General features: G+C 68.5%; 16 protein-coding genes and 2 pseudogenes. 7 read left to right on the top strand and 11 right to left on the bottom strand.

Features of this window, described 5'->3' with window-relative positions; translation table 11 throughout:
* Nucleotides 1-241: 241 nt before the first annotated feature.
* From KBZ10_RS03980 to KBZ10_RS03970, 3 genes and pseudogenes are all read left to right on the top strand, one after another.
* Nucleotides 242-1,873, top strand: a complete 1,632-nt coding sequence (locus KBZ10_RS03980) for a glycoside hydrolase 43 family protein (RefSeq protein WP_210986037.1) — start codon at nucleotides 242-244, stop codon at nucleotides 1,871-1,873.
* Nucleotides 1,874-2,008: 135 nt separating this feature from the next.
* Nucleotides 2,009-3,019 (top strand): annotated as a pseudogene (locus tag KBZ10_RS03975) (endo-1,4-beta-xylanase); the annotation flags it as partial.
* A 480-nt stretch (nucleotides 3,020-3,499) separates the two neighbouring features.
* Nucleotides 3,500-4,288, top strand: a complete 789-nt coding sequence (locus tag KBZ10_RS03970; protein ID WP_247701735.1) for a hypothetical protein — start codon at nucleotides 3,500-3,502, stop codon at nucleotides 4,286-4,288.
* Between the two features lie 45 nt (nucleotides 4,289-4,333).
* On the opposite strand, the gene KBZ10_RS03965 is transcribed toward KBZ10_RS03970, so the two are convergent.
* The 5 genes from KBZ10_RS03965 to KBZ10_RS03945 all read right to left on the bottom strand — a co-directional run bounded on the left by KBZ10_RS03965 (nucleotide 4,334) and on the right by KBZ10_RS03945 (nucleotide 6,958).
* Nucleotides 4,334-4,897, bottom strand: coding sequence for a hypothetical protein (locus tag KBZ10_RS03965; RefSeq protein ID WP_307847176.1), 564 nt, complete (start codon nucleotides 4,895-4,897; stop codon nucleotides 4,334-4,336).
* A 171-nt stretch (nucleotides 4,898-5,068) separates the two neighbouring features.
* Nucleotides 5,069-5,317 (bottom strand): DUF397 domain-containing protein, encoded by a 249-nt coding sequence (locus tag KBZ10_RS03960; RefSeq protein ID WP_210986093.1) that lies wholly within the window; start codon nucleotides 5,315-5,317, stop codon nucleotides 5,069-5,071.
* Between the two features lie 114 nt (nucleotides 5,318-5,431).
* Nucleotides 5,432-6,262 (bottom strand): helix-turn-helix transcriptional regulator, encoded by an 831-nt coding sequence (locus tag KBZ10_RS03955; protein ID WP_210986035.1) that lies wholly within the window; start codon nucleotides 6,260-6,262, stop codon nucleotides 5,432-5,434.
* Nucleotides 6,259-6,783, bottom strand: a complete 525-nt coding sequence (locus KBZ10_RS03950; protein ID WP_210986034.1) for a DUF6879 family protein — start codon at nucleotides 6,781-6,783, stop codon at nucleotides 6,259-6,261. Before KBZ10_RS03950 ends, KBZ10_RS03955 begins: the two co-directional genes overlap by 4 nt.
* Entirely contained in the window at nucleotides 6,764-6,958 is a 195-nt protein-coding gene (locus KBZ10_RS03945) for a hypothetical protein (protein WP_210986092.1), read from the bottom strand. The genes KBZ10_RS03950 and KBZ10_RS03945 overlap by 20 nt, the downstream gene beginning before the upstream one ends.
* Before the next feature lie 243 nt (nucleotides 6,959-7,201).
* On the opposite strand from KBZ10_RS03945, the gene KBZ10_RS03940 reads away from it, so the two are divergent.
* On the top strand, nucleotides 7,202-7,693 hold the full coding sequence (locus KBZ10_RS03940; protein ID WP_210986033.1) for a hypothetical protein: 492 nt from the start codon (nucleotides 7,202-7,204) through the stop codon (nucleotides 7,691-7,693).
* 54 nt (nucleotides 7,694-7,747) lie between these two features.
* Here the strand turns inward: KBZ10_RS03940 and KBZ10_RS03935 are convergent, their stop codons facing one another.
* From KBZ10_RS03935 to KBZ10_RS03925, 3 genes are all read right to left on the bottom strand, one after another.
* Nucleotides 7,748-7,948, bottom strand: a complete 201-nt coding sequence (locus tag KBZ10_RS03935; protein ID WP_210986032.1) for a DUF397 domain-containing protein — start codon at nucleotides 7,946-7,948, stop codon at nucleotides 7,748-7,750.
* A gap of 94 nt (nucleotides 7,949-8,042) precedes the next feature.
* Nucleotides 8,043-8,255, bottom strand: a complete 213-nt coding sequence (locus tag KBZ10_RS03930; protein ID WP_210986031.1) for a DUF397 domain-containing protein — start codon at nucleotides 8,253-8,255, stop codon at nucleotides 8,043-8,045.
* Nucleotides 8,255-9,058, bottom strand: a complete 804-nt coding sequence (locus KBZ10_RS03925; RefSeq protein WP_374223300.1) for a helix-turn-helix domain-containing protein — start codon at nucleotides 9,056-9,058, stop codon at nucleotides 8,255-8,257. Before KBZ10_RS03925 ends, KBZ10_RS03930 begins: the two co-directional genes overlap by 1 nt.
* A gap of 261 nt (nucleotides 9,059-9,319) precedes the next feature.
* On the opposite strand from KBZ10_RS03925, the gene KBZ10_RS03920 reads away from it, so the two are divergent.
* The gene (locus KBZ10_RS03920) at nucleotides 9,320-10,057 is read left to right on the top strand and encodes an ATP-binding protein (RefSeq protein WP_210986029.1); all 738 of its coding nucleotides are present in this window, start codon (nucleotides 9,320-9,322) and stop codon (nucleotides 10,055-10,057) included.
* A gap of 126 nt (nucleotides 10,058-10,183) precedes the next feature.
* Here the strand turns inward: KBZ10_RS03920 and KBZ10_RS03915 are convergent, their stop codons facing one another.
* The 3 genes from KBZ10_RS03915 to KBZ10_RS03905 all read right to left on the bottom strand — a co-directional run bounded on the left by KBZ10_RS03915 (nucleotide 10,184) and on the right by KBZ10_RS03905 (nucleotide 14,262).
* Nucleotides 10,184-10,423 carry a hypothetical protein gene (locus KBZ10_RS03915; RefSeq protein ID WP_210986028.1) on the bottom strand — a complete coding sequence of 80 codons (240 nt, stop codon included), beginning with the start codon at nucleotides 10,421-10,423 and terminating at the stop codon, nucleotides 10,184-10,186.
* A gap of 95 nt (nucleotides 10,424-10,518) precedes the next feature.
* Nucleotides 10,519-13,659, bottom strand: a complete 3,141-nt coding sequence (locus KBZ10_RS03910; RefSeq protein WP_307847175.1) for a DUF3427 domain-containing protein — start codon at nucleotides 13,657-13,659, stop codon at nucleotides 10,519-10,521.
* Nucleotides 13,660-13,728: 69 nt separating this feature from the next.
* A complete protein-coding gene (locus tag KBZ10_RS03905; protein WP_247701734.1) occupies nucleotides 13,729-14,262 on the bottom strand; it encodes an ATP-binding protein in 534 nt (177 codons plus the stop codon).
* 202 nt (nucleotides 14,263-14,464) lie between these two features.
* On the opposite strand from KBZ10_RS03905, the pseudogene KBZ10_RS29120 reads away from it, so the two are divergent.
* Nucleotides 14,465-14,599, top strand: a pseudogene (locus tag KBZ10_RS29120) (helix-turn-helix transcriptional regulator); the annotation flags it as partial.
* 42 nt (nucleotides 14,600-14,641) lie between these two features.
* Complete coding sequence (locus KBZ10_RS03900; RefSeq protein ID WP_247701802.1) at nucleotides 14,642-15,127, top strand: hypothetical protein; 486 nt, start codon at nucleotides 14,642-14,644, stop codon at nucleotides 15,125-15,127.
* The last annotated feature ends 29 nt before the right edge of the window (nucleotides 15,128-15,156 follow it).

Raw genomic sequence — 15,156 nt, 5'->3', positions numbered from 1 at the left:
TCCCACAGGAGCCCTCCGTGCACGGAGAACGGCACACCTCGCCGCGTCCGAGCGCCGGCGGGGCCGCGGGCGCCGCTGTGCCCGCGACCGCCCCCGCCCGCTCCGGCCACCGGACCGCCGGCGTGTTCCCCGGCTCCACCGTCCGTTCGGCGCGCGGCGCCTGACGGACGCACCCCCGCGGCGCGGCCCGCCCACGCTCTCCCGGGCCCACCCCCCTCCGCCATGTAAGGAGACGTCACCCATGTCCTGGCTCCAGCTTCCGTTGAGCCGAAGAGGTTTGCTCACCACCGCCACGGGTCTGGCGGTGGCGTCGGCCACCCCCGGCGCGCAAGCCGTGTCCCCGGCCCCCGCCGTCCCCACCGCGCAGGAGTCGGCGGGACCCCTCGCCGCCTTCACCAACCCCGTTCTCTGGCAGGACTTCGCGGACATCGACATCATCCGCGTCGGGGACACCTACTACTACTCGGCCTCCTCGATGCACTACTCGCCGGGCGCCCCGATCCTCCGCTCGTACGACCTGGTCAACTGGGAGTTCGCCGGGCACTCCCTGCCCTCGCTGGACTTCGGGGCCAAGTACGACCTGAACGGCGGCCGGGGCTACGTCCGCGGGGTCTGGGCCTCCTCCCTGGCCTACCGCCGCAGCAACAGCACCTTCTACTGGCTCGGGCAGATCGACTTCGCGCGGACGTACCTCTACACCGCCCGCTCCGTGGAGGGCCCCTGGAGCCGGCACGCGGAACTCCCGCAGGTCTACTACGACGCGGGCCTGCTCGTCGACGACGACAGCCTGTACGTGGCCCACGGCAACACCACCATCAGCGTCGCGCAGTTGTCCGCCGACGGGCGCAGCCAGATACGCAACCAGCAGGTCTTCTCCACGCCGTCGAGCATCGGGACACTGGAGGGCGCCCGCTTCTACAAGATCAACGGCCGGTACTACATCTTCCTGACCCGCCCGGCCAACGGCCAGTACATCCTGCAGTCGACGAGCGGGCCCTTCGGCCCCTACACCCTGCGCCAGGTCCTCCTCGACCTCCGCGGGCCGGTGCCCGGGGGCGGAGTGCCCCACCAGGGCGGCCTGGTGCAGACACAGAACGGCGCCTGGTTCTACATGGCCTTCGTGGACGCCTATCCGGGCGGCCGCGTCCCCGTTCTGGCGCCGGTCTCCTGGACCGGGGACGGCTGGCCGCAGATCCAGCTGGCGGGCGGCGCCTGGGGCACCTCCTACGACAGCCCGCTGCCCGCCCGCCCGGTCACCCCCATGACCGGTGCCGACACCTTCGACGGCGCCGGCCTCAAGCCGCAGTGGGAGTGGAACCACAACCCGGACAACAGCAGATGGTCCGCCGGCGGCGGCCTCACCCTGCGCACCGCCACCGTCACGAACGACCTCTACTGGGCCCGCAACACCCTCACCCACCGCATTCAGGGCCCTACCTCCACCGCGACGATCGAACTCGACTTCGCGGGGATGCGGGACGGCGACCGGGCCGGGCTCGCACTGCTGCGCGACTCCTCGGCGTGGATCGGCGTCCGGCGGGACGGCGGCACGGCGCGCGTGGTGATGGTGAACGGGCTGACCATGGACACCAACTGGAACACCACCGGCACCGGCAGCGAAGCGGCGGGCACCACGATCTCCGGCACCCGGGTCTGGCTGCGGGCCCAGGCCGACATCCGGCCCGGCGCGCCCCGCCCGGGCACCTTCTCCTACAGCACCGACGGCACCACCTTCACCCGTCTGGGACCCGCGTTCACCATGGGCAACGACTGGCGGTTCTTCATGGGATACCGCTACGCGATCTTCAACTACGCCACCCGGGCGCTCGGCGGCTCGGTGCGCGTGCCCCGGTTCGACCTCACCACTCCCTGACCGGCAGGCACCCGGACGACCCCCACGCCGGTGCCCGCACCGGGCACCGGCTCACCCCCCCCACAGCGGCGAGCCGGCGGCGGGATCCTCCCGTCCCGCCGTCCCGGCGGCGCCCCATTCCCGAAGGAGCGACAGATGACATTACGACTCGGCCGGCGCCGGTTCCCGGCCCTGGCCCTGCTGGCGGCCGCGGCCCTCATGCTGCCCCAGGCCGCGACCGCCGCCCCGGCGACGGCACAGGCCGACACACTCGGCGCCCAGGCGGCCCTGTCCGGGCGGTACTTCGGTACCGCCGTGGCCGCCGGCCGGCTGGGCGACTCCACGTACGCGGGGATCGTCGACCGGGAATTCTCCAGCGTCACCGCGGAGAACGAGATGAAGTGGGACACCGTTGAACGGTCCCGTGGTTCGTTCAACTTCGGCCCCGGCGACCAGATCGCGAACCGCGCCCTGGCCCGCGGGCAGCAGGTCCGCGGCCACACCCTGGTCTGGCACTCCCAGCTGCCCGGCTGGGTCGGCTCCATCCGTGACGCGAACACCCTGCGCAGCGTCATGAACAACCACATCACCACGGTGATGAACCACTACCGGGGCAAGATCCACTCCTGGGACGTGGTGAACGAGGCGTTCGCCGACGGAGGCAGCGGCGGGCTCCGCAGCTCCGTCTTCCGGGACGTGCTGGGCGACGGCTTCCTGGAAGAGGCGTTCCGCACCGCCCGGCAGGCCGACCCGAACGCCAAGCTCTGCTACAACGACTACAACATCGAGAACTGGACCGACGCCAAGACCCAGGGCGTCTACCGCATGGTGCGCGACTTCAAGGCCCGGGGCGTGCCCATCGACTGCGTCGGCCTCCAGGCGCACTTCGGGGCGGGCGGCCCGCCGGCCAACTTCCAGACCACCATCTCCAGCTTCGCCGCGCTCGGCGTGGACGTGCAGATCACGGAACTCGACATCGCGCAGGCCTCCCAGACCGCGTACGCGAACGCCGTGCGCGCGTGCATGAACGTCGCCCGCTGCACCGGCATCACCGTCTGGGGCGTCCGGGACAGCGACTCCTGGCGTACCGGCCAGAATCCGCTGCTCTTCGACAACGCGGGCAACAAGAAACCCGCTTACCACTCGGTGATGTCCGTACTGGGCGGCGCGTAGCCCCCGCGGCCGGGACCGTCACGCCCTTCCGGGGGTGGGGCGTGACGGCCCGGTGCCCGCCGGCCGCCACGGACCGGGCGGTCCCGCGCCGGTGGCGGGGAACCCGCGGTCCGCCGGGTGCCGGCCGAGCGGGTGATCACGGCCGCGTGGTGCCTCCGGCCGTGGGCGCCGACGCTGCCCGGGAGACCCCGCTCACCGCTCCGCCGTCCCGGAACCGGACGGGTCGCCGTAGAAGATGCCGCGGCCGCAGCCGCTCGGGTACACCCGGCCGTAGCGGTCCGGATCCCCGGTGAGCGATACGGGCGGGCCACCGAACCGGTACAGGTCGTCATTGATGCGCGTCCAGCTCCGGCCGGCGTCGGAGAACGCGGAGAACGCCGTCGGATCGACCCGGCCGGCAGCCAGGATCGCGTTGGCCGGTAATCCGACCGAGACGGCCTGCCCGGCCCCAGGGCGTGCGGAAGAATGCGGGCCATGACCTCCCGTCAACGCATCGTCAGGACCCCGCTCTTACCGCCGTCCCTCACCGCTCTCACCGCTGCCGCAGTCCTCCTCACCGGCTGCGGGACGGAACGCCCGGCGGGCGAGGACGGCGGTTCCCCCACGGCGGCCGGCGCGCCCGCCACCGCCGGATCACCCGGATCACCCGGATCACCCGGGTCGGCCGGAGCCTCCGTGCCGCCCAGGGCCGAACTCGAGGAGCGGGCGCGATGGATGGGCTCGGCGATCGAGCTGATCTACGTGGCCGAGGTGCCGGGCTTCGAGCGCGCGCAGCAGTCGGTCGGCGTCTACGGCGGCGACGGCTTCTCGGCGATGTACGTCGCCGCGCCGGGCGGCGGCACGGTCCAGCTGTCGGTGGACCGGGGAACGCTCGACGAGGAGAACTGCGAGCGGACTCCGCTCGCCTCCGGTGGCGGCGGCGGAGACGGCGGGAAGGTGGTGTGCGAGCGGGACGGCGACGCCTGGTACCGCACCTCGGGCGACGCACACGAGTACGCCCGCCCGGAGGACGGCCACGTGGTGCGGCTCACCGCCGACCGGGAGAGCGCCGACCGCAGGGTCCTGCGCAGCGCGGCCGGGGACGTACACCCGGCGGACGACGCGGAACTGCACGCCCTCCTCCCGCCGCTCCCGGACGCGGGGAACGGCACGGGAGGCGAGGGAGCGGGCGGCGCGGGCGGCGGCGGACAGCAGCCGGAGCGAGGAGACCTCCCGCCGGAGGGCGACGGCGCCCCGAACAACAACGTGGACGTGGGCGGCTGACGCCGAGACATCGCGCTGCGGACCGCCCGGCCGCCGCCGCACCGCCTACGCAGCCGGATGCGCGCCGGAGGCCGGAGCCGGTTGGAATCCCGGGCCCTCGTCCCGGGCCGTCGCCCGCCCGTCCGCCCGCCCCTCCGCCCGTTCCGGGCAGGGCAGCCCCGGCGCGGCGCGATTGGGTGAGCAGGCCACGACGGCCAGGGACAGAAAGGCGGGCGCCCCGAGGTAGTAGCCGAGGGAGACATCACCGCCCCGCAGCAGCGTGCCAGTCAGCCGGCCGACCAGTCCGCGCAGATGGGCGGCGCCACCGCCGGCCGGGGGCTCGAAACGCGGCGCGTATTCCTCCAGCCGTGCCCCGAGCCAGGCCGCGGCGCTCTCCGCCCCGTCCCAGGAACCGGCCACCAGCCGGGCCGGCTTGAGCAGCCAGAGCGCCACCTCGATGGGCGGCAGCGGCGACCGCAGGAACTCCTCCGTCAACGTGCGGTGCAGGGCCACCCGCTGAGCGCTCGCGTCGGGATCGGCGCCGGGCCACGGCTCCACGGGCAGTCGCCGCCGGGACTCCTTGTCGAATTCGGCTTTCTCGCCGACCCACAGATATCCGTGAAAGTGCACGGCGGTTCGCTTTCCGGAGGGGTCTCCCACCGGCCTCCGCCGCGCCCGCCCCGCCGCACCGACGCCGCCGTGGGAACGGGCCCCATGGGGATCCAACGACGACGGCCGGAATGGGCGTGACGGGCGCGGGCAGCGAAGAACGGCAAGGGGACCGTGCGGGATCAGGATCTGCTACGCGGAGAGCCCGAAGCGCCCCGGCTCGATACCGGCCGCCAGGAGCTCGTCCGTGGTGAACCGCAGCGGCTCGGCCTCCGGCCGCTTGCTGTCACCGAGGGCCCACACGTTCTCACCGACCTTGGCGAGCGTCACACAGGACTCGCCGTCCGGATGGGTATTGCCGCCACAGGCCTTCGAGAAGACCGCACCGGTGAGGGGGAGGTCGTACAACTCGGGAGTCGTGGTCGTCGCGTTCTCGGGCATGAAGAACCTTTCGCCGCTCGATGTGGGGAAGAGGGGAAACTCGACGTTTCCGCTCTCCTGGGTGCGCCGTGCGCGCTCCGTGTGTTCCATGGTGCGGAAAGGTGCGAGGTACTTCTAGCCGGTTTCCTCTTCTCTCAAAAAAATGTCCCGGCATTCCGTGAGCAGAGACGTCATCTCCCGCCCCCGCAGGGCGATGTTCGCGAAATCTTCGAACTTCCGGACGTATAGTTCGACGTCCTGCGCATCGGTGACGGTGAGTTCCGCGTGAACGGTCTCGACGGTGACCAGCCGATCGTCGCGAATGACGAAGGCGTGATTGGCGATGTCCGTCTGCCGCGCGTCCTGGGGAACCACGCGGATATCGACATGGGGGAGCCGCGATGCCGACAGAATCCGGTCCATCTGCGCGGCCATCATCCGTGGTGGAAGGAGGCGCCAGCGGAGCACCGGCTCCGTGATGACGAACCGCAGAGTTTTTCCCTCTCCGTAAAGGACGTGCTGACGCATGAGCCGGCCGTTGATCGTCCGCGCGAGCACGCCCTCGCTCAGCTCGTGGCGGAGCAGGACCGCGCGCATGTACTCGGGTGTCTGGAGCAGCCCCGGCACGAGGGCGGGCTGAAAGAGCCGCAGCGTGGTCATCTGGGCTTCGAGGGCCTGCGTCTCCCGCTGGCCCTTGTCGGCTCCGATCCGTTTGAGGTGCCGCCAGGCGGTGGCTTCGGTGGCGGCGGCGCGGGCCGCGTCCACGTACTCGCGCCGTATCTCGTCGGACACTCCCAGAGCGCTGAGAATGCGCTCCACGCCGGTGACGCTCGGCGCCAGCCTGCCGTTCTCGATCTTCGACAGCTTGGAGGCGGACATGACGGCGCTGCGGGCCACGGATTTGGCCTCCCGGCCGGAGGCTTTCCGCAAGGCCCGCAGCGCCGTGCCCAGTTGTGCCTTGTTCACGATCGGTGCCTGGACCACCAGTCCGGGAAGGGTTCGGCATGAGCGAGGGCCGTCTCCCGGTACCGGATGAACTCCGGCGCACGGTCTTCCGGGACGACCTCCGGCCCGAGGAACGTACCCGCCTCGTCGTAGTGCATGACGGCGGCCGTACGGGAGTCGAAGAACCAGAAGTCCGGGACACCCTCCAAAGGATTCTCCCGTTCCGTGGTGTCGAGGATGAAGAACTCCTCGCCGGCCGTCATGTTCTTGGTGTAGCCCCAGCCCAGTTCGTAACGGAGATAATCCGTCAGGGGGCGGCTGAGGACGTGGACCCGGTAGACCCGCTTTCCGGCACCGGTGTGACGCCGCACCTCGGACAGCCATTCCTCGTTGTAGTCCGGTGGCTGTGCCTCACCGGCGAGGAAGGCCCTGAGGTTTCTCTCAGCGCGGGGGATGTTGTAGGTGGCCAGGGTTTCGAGACGGAACGCCTCTTTCCGGAACCCGTCGAAGAGTTCCCCGAAATCACTGGATGAGCTTGTCACGGACAGCCCTCCGGATGAGGTCCATGGGAATCTCCACCAGCGTCTCGTGCGCCGGAATCTCCAGACCGTGACCGGTCGGGGTCTCGCCTTGGACGAGAAGCGTGTCACGATCCGTGGCGTAGAGCGTGGGACAGTCTTTCAATTCGCACGTACTGACGAGCTTGGTGACCTGCATGGCCACGAGCAACCCCCCATTCCCGGGACGACTCCGCGCCCCGGTCGATATTCCCGAGGCCGATGCTCCGCAGTCAAGCCGGACGGCTTGCGGGAACGGGAAACCGCGCTCGGGCGTCGGGGGCGGCATTTCTGCCGCAGCCGCCCGCCGCCCGCGCCCTGCGGAGGAGGCTGCCCACGCCTCCTCGCACCGCGGTGGAAAACGGGGTGCTGGGCCGCCGGTCCGACGCCTACCGGGCCGGGCATGCGTGTCGTCTTCACCAAGGGCCCCGGTACGAGCTACGACATCGCGGTGCACCGCGAGACCGGCGCGGCGCCGGCCCTGCGCAACGGTCCCGGCGGACATCCGTACCTGCCGCACGACCTCGTGCACTTCCTGGCCGAGGCGGAGGCGGGCATCGAGCTCGGGGTGTACGGGCGGCCGGCCGCCGGTGACAACGGCCTGTTCTGGCCCGCGGACCCCGCCGAGCGGAACAAGGCGGCACGCCGCCGCAAGACGAAGCCGGCGAAGTCCTCCCCGCGGGCGCGAGCCGACATGGAGCGCTCGGAGGAACTGGCCGGTATCGCCGTACCGGTCTGGGAGGTACGCCGCGGCGGCCACGCCAAGGCTCTCCCGGCCTACGTACGGGCCGAGGAGATCCCCCCGGTCGTCGACCGCATCGTGACCCGCCTCGACGAGTACGCGGACCGCCGGCATGCCCTGCCGGTGGGCGGCATCCTCCAACTCACCTGGTAAGCCAGGACCTCTCGGCCGTGAGGGCCGCCATCACGTGGTCCTCACTGGATCGGTTCACATCGTTCCGTGGCGCACCGCGGAGACGAAGGCGGCCCACTCTCCGCGGGGCACGGCGAGCACGGGCCCGGCCGTGTTCTTGGAGTCGCGCACCAGCATGGACGCGGGCATGGTGGCGACCTCCACGCACTCGCCCCCGGAACCGTTGCTGTAGCTGCTCTTGTGCCACTGGACGCCCGTCGGTACGGGGTGAGGCATGACGCTCAAGGTCCCCGCGCCGCTGGATCCGGCTGGCGGCTGAGGGGACGACGGGCCTCCAGAAAGCCTTGTGGGCCTGCCAGGGCTGGAGGGCTCAGCCGAGATTGCCATGACGCAACTCCTTCGTGAACGCGCTCCATGCCGACGGTCCGAACCACAGCCCCTGCCGACCGGGCGACTTGGAATCACGGACCGCTGTGCCGCGCCTGAGCAGGGCGGCTTCAACACATTCCGTGGGGCCCGCGCTGCTGTACGACGACTTGAACCAAGCGTTATCAGGTATGGCGGGCTGACGTCCTGCGCGCATCACATCTCCCTGCGGGCTTCGTCGATCAAGGCCGACGACGCGGCCATGTCCAATGCTTGTGCGCGCAGGTAGTCGAAGGCAAGCCGGTAGTGGTCCAGCTCCTCGTCCTTCTCCATGAACAGGGAGCCCACATGGGTCTCCACGTAGACGACGTCCAGGGACGGTTCCGGTCCGCCCAGGATGACGAAGCTGCCCTTGGCGGCGGAGTGCGCGCCCCTGGCGAACGGCAGCACCTGGAGGGTGATGCCGGGAGCTTCATTGGCTTCCAGTAGCCGTGTGAGCTGTGCGCGCATGGTCTCCCGGGAACCGACCACGCGACGCAGGACCGACTCGTCCAGCACGATCCACAGGTGCGGTGGATGCGGTCTGCTCAGAATGGCCTGCCGTTTGATACGGAGGTTGACGAGCTGCTCGATCTCCTCCGGAGGCCGTCGCATCTCCGAGGCGTGCTGTACGGCCTCGGCGTAATTCCGGGTCTGGAGCAGCCCGGGAACGTAGACACAGGCGAAGTGGTCCTCGCGTACCGCCTCGTCTTCGAGCGTCAGGAGAAGACTGGCGCTTTCCGGAAGGTAGTTGGCGAAGGAGTGCCACCAGTTCTGCTGCTTCGCTTCCTTGGCCAGTGCGACGACTGCTTGCCGCTCCGCGTCACTGGCGCCGTATTCCCGGCACAGCGCCTCCACCACAAGCCACTTGACCGGACCCTGCTGGGTCTCGTAGCGGCTGATGGTCGCCTTGGACACCCCGACCAGTCGGCCTGCCTCCTCCAGCGTCATGCCGTTGCGTGCCCGCAGCTTTCGCATCATGGCGCCGAGCTGACGGCGGCGTGTGGTGGCTTTGGCTGCCAACGGTTGTCTCCCGGGGAGCTTGGCTGCTTCATCGCTCGTGGACGCTGAGCAGGCTATGGGGCCCGGCGACCGGCATCCACCGCGTTCACTCGTGCGGGTGGGAAGTTCGTGAGAAGTTACATGAAGAGAGTTCTCACTGTCATTCTCTTTGCGTCAGCACGGGGACGTGACCCAGGGCGATGTGTCGGTTGACAGCCGCAGCGCCCGGGAGGGAGAGGCATGCTGGAACTCGGGGCCGCGGAGACCCGCACCCGGTCTGTCATCGTGTTTGCGGCTGAGGCGACTCAGCTGCAAAGACTGCGATCACTGGTCAAAGAACAGCTTGCGCAGTGGGATCTGCCAGCGCTGGCTGAGGAAGTTCAGCTGACTGTCACCGAGCTGGTCGCCAACGTCATCAAACATGTCGGAGCAGGATCGGTGGCGACGCTCATCCTTGAGCAGCTCCCCGACCGGGTACGCGTCGAGGTGCACGACGAGAGTCGCGAACTGCCAGTGCTGAGGGACGCCGACTGCGACAGCGAGTGCGGCCGCGGACTGCATCTGATCGCCGCGATGGCGTCCGACTGTGCCGCGGCGCTCACTTCTGCCGGCAAGGTGGTCTGGTGCGAGTTCGTACTCGTGCCCGCGTACGACCGCAGCCGGGTTGACCGCGCCACGGCAGCGTTGCAGAGCTACTGCGACGCTGCCGGCGTCCGTGTCTCCTTCTCCTCCCCGCCGCGCAGTCTGCCGCTGATGGAGGAACTCACCTTCGCCCTCATGTCGGATCTCCTGCACTGCTGCGCAGCACGAGGCGGCGATAGAGTGAGCATCGTCGAGCGTCTGGCGTCCTCCTGGACCGGAGCGGACGAGACGGGCGGGCCGTCGGGGAAGCACGGGCACACTGAAGTCCGAGACGGGCCGGCGGCTCATGAGGCCGGTGTGGCGTATCTCGTCACCACACAAGGAACTGATACCTAATCAGTGCGCCTCGGTGCCCGGCGTCGTGCCGATGGGTCCGCAGATCTGCAGCCGCAGACGGCTTGTGGCGTCCTTGTGCTCGGGCCACTGTCGACTGTGCACCGCACCTGTCCTTCAACAGGAGCGTCAGCCTTTGATGTTGGGAAACGATTCCTTGAGAATGTTGATCAAGTCTTGGGCCGATTTGGCGTCCAGCTGAATGCTCTGGCTGGTCTTCCCCTGGATCTTCCGCTCAGGAGATCCGTAGGTATCCAACTGCAGGATGCGCTGCCCCTCTATGGTGAACACCCGGTAGCCGCAGCTCACAGGCCCGTGCACGCTCTGGGCGTCAGAGGGCCGTGACTCGAATTCGTTGATCAAAGCCATGGGGCACATGTTTCCACGATGAGCGCGGCGAAGCACTGCCGTGAGGCATCCTGCTCAACTTGAACCCTGGCCTCCGTGGTCGTCGGTGCCGGGCCTCATGAGACGGCCACCGCGGAGTAGGACCAGACGTCGGCGGGCAGGGGGTGCCGGAGTTTCCAGACGACGCCCATGGGCTTGCTTCCCCGGTGTTCGACGTACTCGGCGGGGCCCAGCAGCATCCAGGGCTGAGGTCCGTTGATGTCCGTCTTCTTGTAGCGGCGGACGAACAGCAGCACCTGGGAGCCCTGCCGCTGGTGGTTCTGATAGCGGAGGCCCGTGGGGGAGGTTTCGGAGGTCGTGTTCTGCGACTCCCAGTGGAACAGGGACTCGCTCATGGCGTAGTCCTTGTACCGGGTCTGCGGGGAGAAATCCTTCTCGTCCTTTTCCAGGGTGATCAGAAGGGCGTCGGTCCGGATGTTCTCGCACCACCGCACGCCTTCCCGGAAGTGCCCCGGCATGGTGCCGCCGATGAAGGACTGGCCCAGCGCGGGCAGTATCTCCTCGCGGCTGTACGAGGAGTGGACGCTCAACGGCAACCCCGCCTGCTCGCTCAGGAGGGGAATGGGCACATGGTCAGCCTGATCGAGAGCGTGGGCCAGAACCTCCCGCACTTCGCTGCGGAAGGCGCGCTGAGGCTTGAGGGAGTCGAAGCCCGCCTGGTAGGTGTCATGTCCGCCGAGGGGCCAGATCGAGAAGTAGAGCATGCGGGCATACGCCTGGGTCTGCTCTTCCAGTTGGTCGTAGGGAAGTGCGTCGTCCTCCAGTAGGGCGGAGTAGGCCCGGGAGCGGATCGGGTCGTCGACATGCAAGAAGGCCGGTACGCGCTTCAGGAGGGCTGCTTCGCCGTCGGGGGGTGGGTCAGTCAGCAGGTGTGCTCGGCGGAGCAGCCCGGTCCAGGAGTTGCTGCTCCCCTTGTAGAGCTGCTTGATGTCCCGGCCGCTCTCCGCGAGATAGTCACGGAGTTGTGGTCTGGCGTAGTCCGCAACCTCGCGCGCGAGTTGTGTGACGTTGACTCCCAACTGGCTGCTGATGTTCTGGATGATCTCCTTCTTGGCCTTGCGTTCAAGGACGATCTGGCAGCCGGAGGGGAGCTGCGGGAAATCGTGCTCAATGTGGTCGAGTAGCCGGTTTCGGGTGAGATTGGTCAGTGCGCGGAACTGGTTCTCGAAGCGGTACTCCTTGCGGTGCTGGCCGATGAAGTCGAGAACGGTCAGCACGGCCTTCCCCTCACTCCGGCGTAGCCCTCGGCCGAGTTGCTGGAGGAACAGTGTGGCGCTCGAGGTCGGACGCAGGAGAAGCAGAGTGTCGACATCCGGGACGTCGAGTCCTTCGTTGAAGAGGTCGACGGAGAAGATGACCTGGAGCTCTCCGGACCTGAGGTCGTCCAGGGCCGCCTTCCGCTGATCTGCGGGTGTCTCCGCGGACAGGGCGACTGCACGCAGGCCCTGTCCGCGGAATGTTTCCGCCATGAAGTGGGCGTGGGCCACGGACACGCAGAAGCCGAGAGCCCGCATGGTGTGAGGTTCCGCGATCTTGTCCCTGACCGCCTTGAGAACCAGCCGGGCGCGTGCGGTGCTGCCGGTGAGGACACGGTCCAGGGCCGCCGGGTCGTAGGAGCCGCGCTTCCAGGCCACGGCGCGGAGGTCCGTGCTGTCTGTGATGCCGAAGTAGTGGAAGGGGCTGAGGAGATCGTTCTCCAGCGCCTCCCACAAGCGCATCTCGGCAGCGATGCGGCCGTCGAAGAATTCGTCCTGGATGTTACGGCCGTCCATGCGCTCGGGGGTCGCCGTTAGTCCGAGCAGTTCCATGGGCCGGAAGTGGTCGAGGATCTTTCGGTAGGTCGGCGAAGTGCCGTGGTGAAACTCGTCGATGACCACCACATCGAAATGGCCGGGTGGCAGCCGTTCGAGGGAGCGGGCGTTGAGCGACTGCACGCTGGCGAAGACGTGTTCCCACTTCTCCGGGATCTCTCCGCTGTGCAGGGACTCGCCGAAGTTGGCGTCGACGAGCACATCCTGGTAGGTGCGGAGCGACTGCTGCAGGATCTCCCTGCGATGCGCTACGAACAGCAGTCGCAGGTCTCTGCCGTGCTTCAGCCGCAGATGCTTGTAGTCCAGAGCGGCCATCACCGTCTTACCGGTGCCGGTGGCCGCCACCAGGAGATTGCGGTGCCGGTCGTGGATCTCGCGCTCGACCTCCAGGCGCTCCAGCATGTCCCGCTGGTGGGGGTACGGGCGCACCTCAAGGCCAGAAAGAGTGATCCGACCGCGTGGAGTGGCGCTCGTACTGCCGCCTGCTTGCTGCAAGGCGGTATCCAGCCGGTCGCTGTCCTCGTCCGGGTCGTAGTGCTCGAAGGACGTCTCGTTCCAGTACGAGTCGAAGGTGGCCTCGAACTTCTGGAGCACGGCTGGGGTGGCGACGGACGAGAGCCGTACGTTCCACTCCAGGCCATCGAGGAGAGCTGCCCTGGAGAGGTTGGAGCTGCCCACATAGGCGGTGTCGTAGCCGCTGTTGCGGCGGAACAGCCACGCCTTGGCGTGCAGGCGGGTCGAGCGCAGCTCGTAGTTGACCTTGACCTCGGCGCCGAAATCCCGCACCAGCCGGTCGAGGGCACGGCGCTCGGTCGCGCCGAGGTAGGTCGTAGTGATCACGCGTATCGGGACCCCCCGGCGCCGTGCGGCCTGAAGTGACTCTTCGAGGACGCGGAGGCCGTGCCACTTCACGAAGGCGCACAGCAGGTCCACGCGGTCCGCGGTGGCGAGCTCGGCCCGCAACTCGAAGCCGACACTCGGGTCCTCCGGGGCATTGGTGATCAGGGCCGTTTCGGATAGGGGCGTGGCCGGGCGGAGTGCGTAGGCGTCGGACGACTCTTTCTCGGAGAGTGCCAGGAGTTGACGGGGCCCGTCGGCGACAAGCTGCACCCACTCCTGGGCGCCTTCGATCGTGTTGAGGGATTTCAGGACGTGATTGGCCGCCGCCACCTGCTCGGCTGGGGTGAGCCCTTGAAGAATCCGCCTGACCGTCTCTCCGATGTGCCGGGAGAGGACGTGCGGGGACGAGGCTTCACCGACCGTGCCCGCCACCGGTTGCCAGCCCTGCGAGGCCAGCTCGCCGATGCGCCGTTCCAGCCGGGTGGTGATGAGCTTCTCGTAGAGCCCGGCGATGGGCGGGATGTCGTGAGCTGCCTGGTCGGTCACGTCTCTCCCCGTGTCGCGAAGTCCGGCCACCGTTCTAGCATCAGCCGCCGACAGAGCGCAGGGTCTTGATCAGCCCGAGCTCAGGAGGTGCCGGGGAAGCTGATCGTGGTCATGGGTGAGAACGACGATCCGGGGCCGAATGCGGGCCGGCTGGCCTGCCCCGGGGTGTGCACGAGAGACCGTGGCGCGGACCAAGGTAGAGAGCCTTTCCATGCCGGTCTTGCACGCTTCCGGCTCGACCTCGAACCAGATCACCTTGCCTGCGGGGACGCGCCGGGTGCCCCAGGCCGCGGACAAGGACTCCACCAAGACGAGCCCCCGTCCGTGTTCTCCCTCCGACCCGTCGGAGTTCACCACCGGCCGGCCCGGACCGTCATCGGTCACTTCGACGCGTACACGCCGCCCCGTCCAGCGGACGGCAACGGCACAGGTGGCCTCCGTGTGCACCACCGCATTGGTGATGACCTCGCTCGACATCAGCTCGACGTCGCGCAGGGTCTCCTCGGACAGTGGGACGCGCCACCTGTGGAGGACGGTCACGAGGCGCCGCCGAGCCGCGGAGACAGCGTCACGTTGGGGCGCTACGCGGAACCCGTAGGGCATGGGGAGCGGTGTGGGGCGGTGCATGGCGAAGTTCCTTTCAGCAGCGGTTCTGGGCTCGTCCGCAAAAGGGGTGAGACATCAAGAAGATCGCTTGAAAGCAGCCGGAACCAGGGCAGGATTGGGGCGCCTGTGACGCATCGGTGTGGCATTCCCATGGCTGAACAGGCCCGTTGCGCAGAGTCGGTTGGGGGAGTGAGCGGGCATGGCGGCCAAGAGGCGGCGTCTCGCCGAGCGACGCGAAACTCGTGGGCTGACACAGGAAGCTCTCGCCCACCTGCTCCGAGTGGATCGATCAACCGTCTTCCGCTGGGAAAGCGGGAAGTGTGATCCACAACCATGGATAAGGCCTCGGCTGGGTCGCGCTCTCGGTCTGACGGCCATGGAACTGCAGCGGCTTCTGACGGCGCCGACCAACGCGTTCGACGCCGCCGGTCCCGTTGACGAGGACGCAGAGCGATGTGCGCACGCCATGAGGCATCCCGACCGCGTGGACCTCGGCACCTGCGCTGTCTTGCGTGCGGACTGCGAGGACCTGGCTGATCGGTACGATCGGTTTCCGTCGGCCGGACTCATCGCGGAAGCCGGGCAGCAGCTCGGGCGCGTGACGCTTCTCGCCGAGGAAGCGCGGCGTGGCAGAGTCCGACGCGAACTACGCAGTCTCCAGGCTGATTTCGCCGCGCTTATGGGGCAGCTCGTGTGGGACGCCTCTCAGCGGCGGGATCACCAGACGGCCAGGTCCTTCTACGGCCAGAGCGCGGCAGTTGCTCGCTTGCTGCGAGACCCCGTTCTCGAAGGTCTGGCCCTGCTCCGAACTGCCCACGTTGCTCTCTACGGTTCTGGCGAGGGCAGATCGGAGTTCAACTGACTCATCGCGTCGCTGAGTTAGCCGAGCGG

This window comes from Streptomyces sp. F63 (genome assembly GCF_018070345.1).
GTDB lineage: Bacteria > Actinomycetota > Actinomycetes > Streptomycetales > Streptomycetaceae > Streptomyces.
Note: the sequence above shows the minus strand (reverse complement) of the source record. Positions and strands in the feature narration are given on the sequence as shown.

Coding starts and splice junctions, on each gene's coding strand:
- KBZ10_RS03980 (WP_210986037.1), top strand. CDS start 242: ATGTCCTGGCTCCAGCTTCCGTTGAGCCGAAGAGGTTTGCTCACCACC.
- KBZ10_RS03970 (WP_247701735.1), top strand. CDS start 3,500: ATGACCTCCCGTCAACGCATCGTCAGGACCCCGCTCTTACCGCCGTCC.
- KBZ10_RS03960 (WP_210986093.1), bottom strand. CDS start 5,317: ATGCCCGAGAACGCGACGACCACGACTCCCGAGTTGTACGACCTCCCC.
- KBZ10_RS03945 (WP_210986092.1), bottom strand. CDS start 6,958: ATGCAGGTCACCAAGCTCGTCAGTACGTGCGAATTGAAAGACTGTCCC.
- KBZ10_RS03940 (WP_210986033.1), top strand. CDS start 7,202: ATGCGTGTCGTCTTCACCAAGGGCCCCGGTACGAGCTACGACATCGCG.
- KBZ10_RS03935 (WP_210986032.1), bottom strand. CDS start 7,948: ATGCCTCACCCCGTACCGACGGGCGTCCAGTGGCACAAGAGCAGCTAC.
- KBZ10_RS03930 (WP_210986031.1), bottom strand. CDS start 8,255: ATGCGCGCAGGACGTCAGCCCGCCATACCTGATAACGCTTGGTTCAAG.
- KBZ10_RS03925 (WP_374223300.1), bottom strand. CDS start 9,058: ATGATGCGAAAGCTGCGGGCACGCAACGGCATGACGCTGGAGGAGGCA.
- KBZ10_RS03920 (WP_210986029.1), top strand. CDS start 9,320: ATGCTGGAACTCGGGGCCGCGGAGACCCGCACCCGGTCTGTCATCGTG.
- KBZ10_RS03915 (WP_210986028.1), bottom strand. CDS start 10,423: ATGGCTTTGATCAACGAATTCGAGTCACGGCCCTCTGACGCCCAGAGC.
- KBZ10_RS03905 (WP_247701734.1), bottom strand. CDS start 14,262: ATGCCCTACGGGTTCCGCGTAGCGCCCCAACGTGACGCTGTCTCCGCG.
- KBZ10_RS03900 (WP_247701802.1), top strand. CDS start 14,642: ATGGAACTGCAGCGGCTTCTGACGGCGCCGACCAACGCGTTCGACGCC.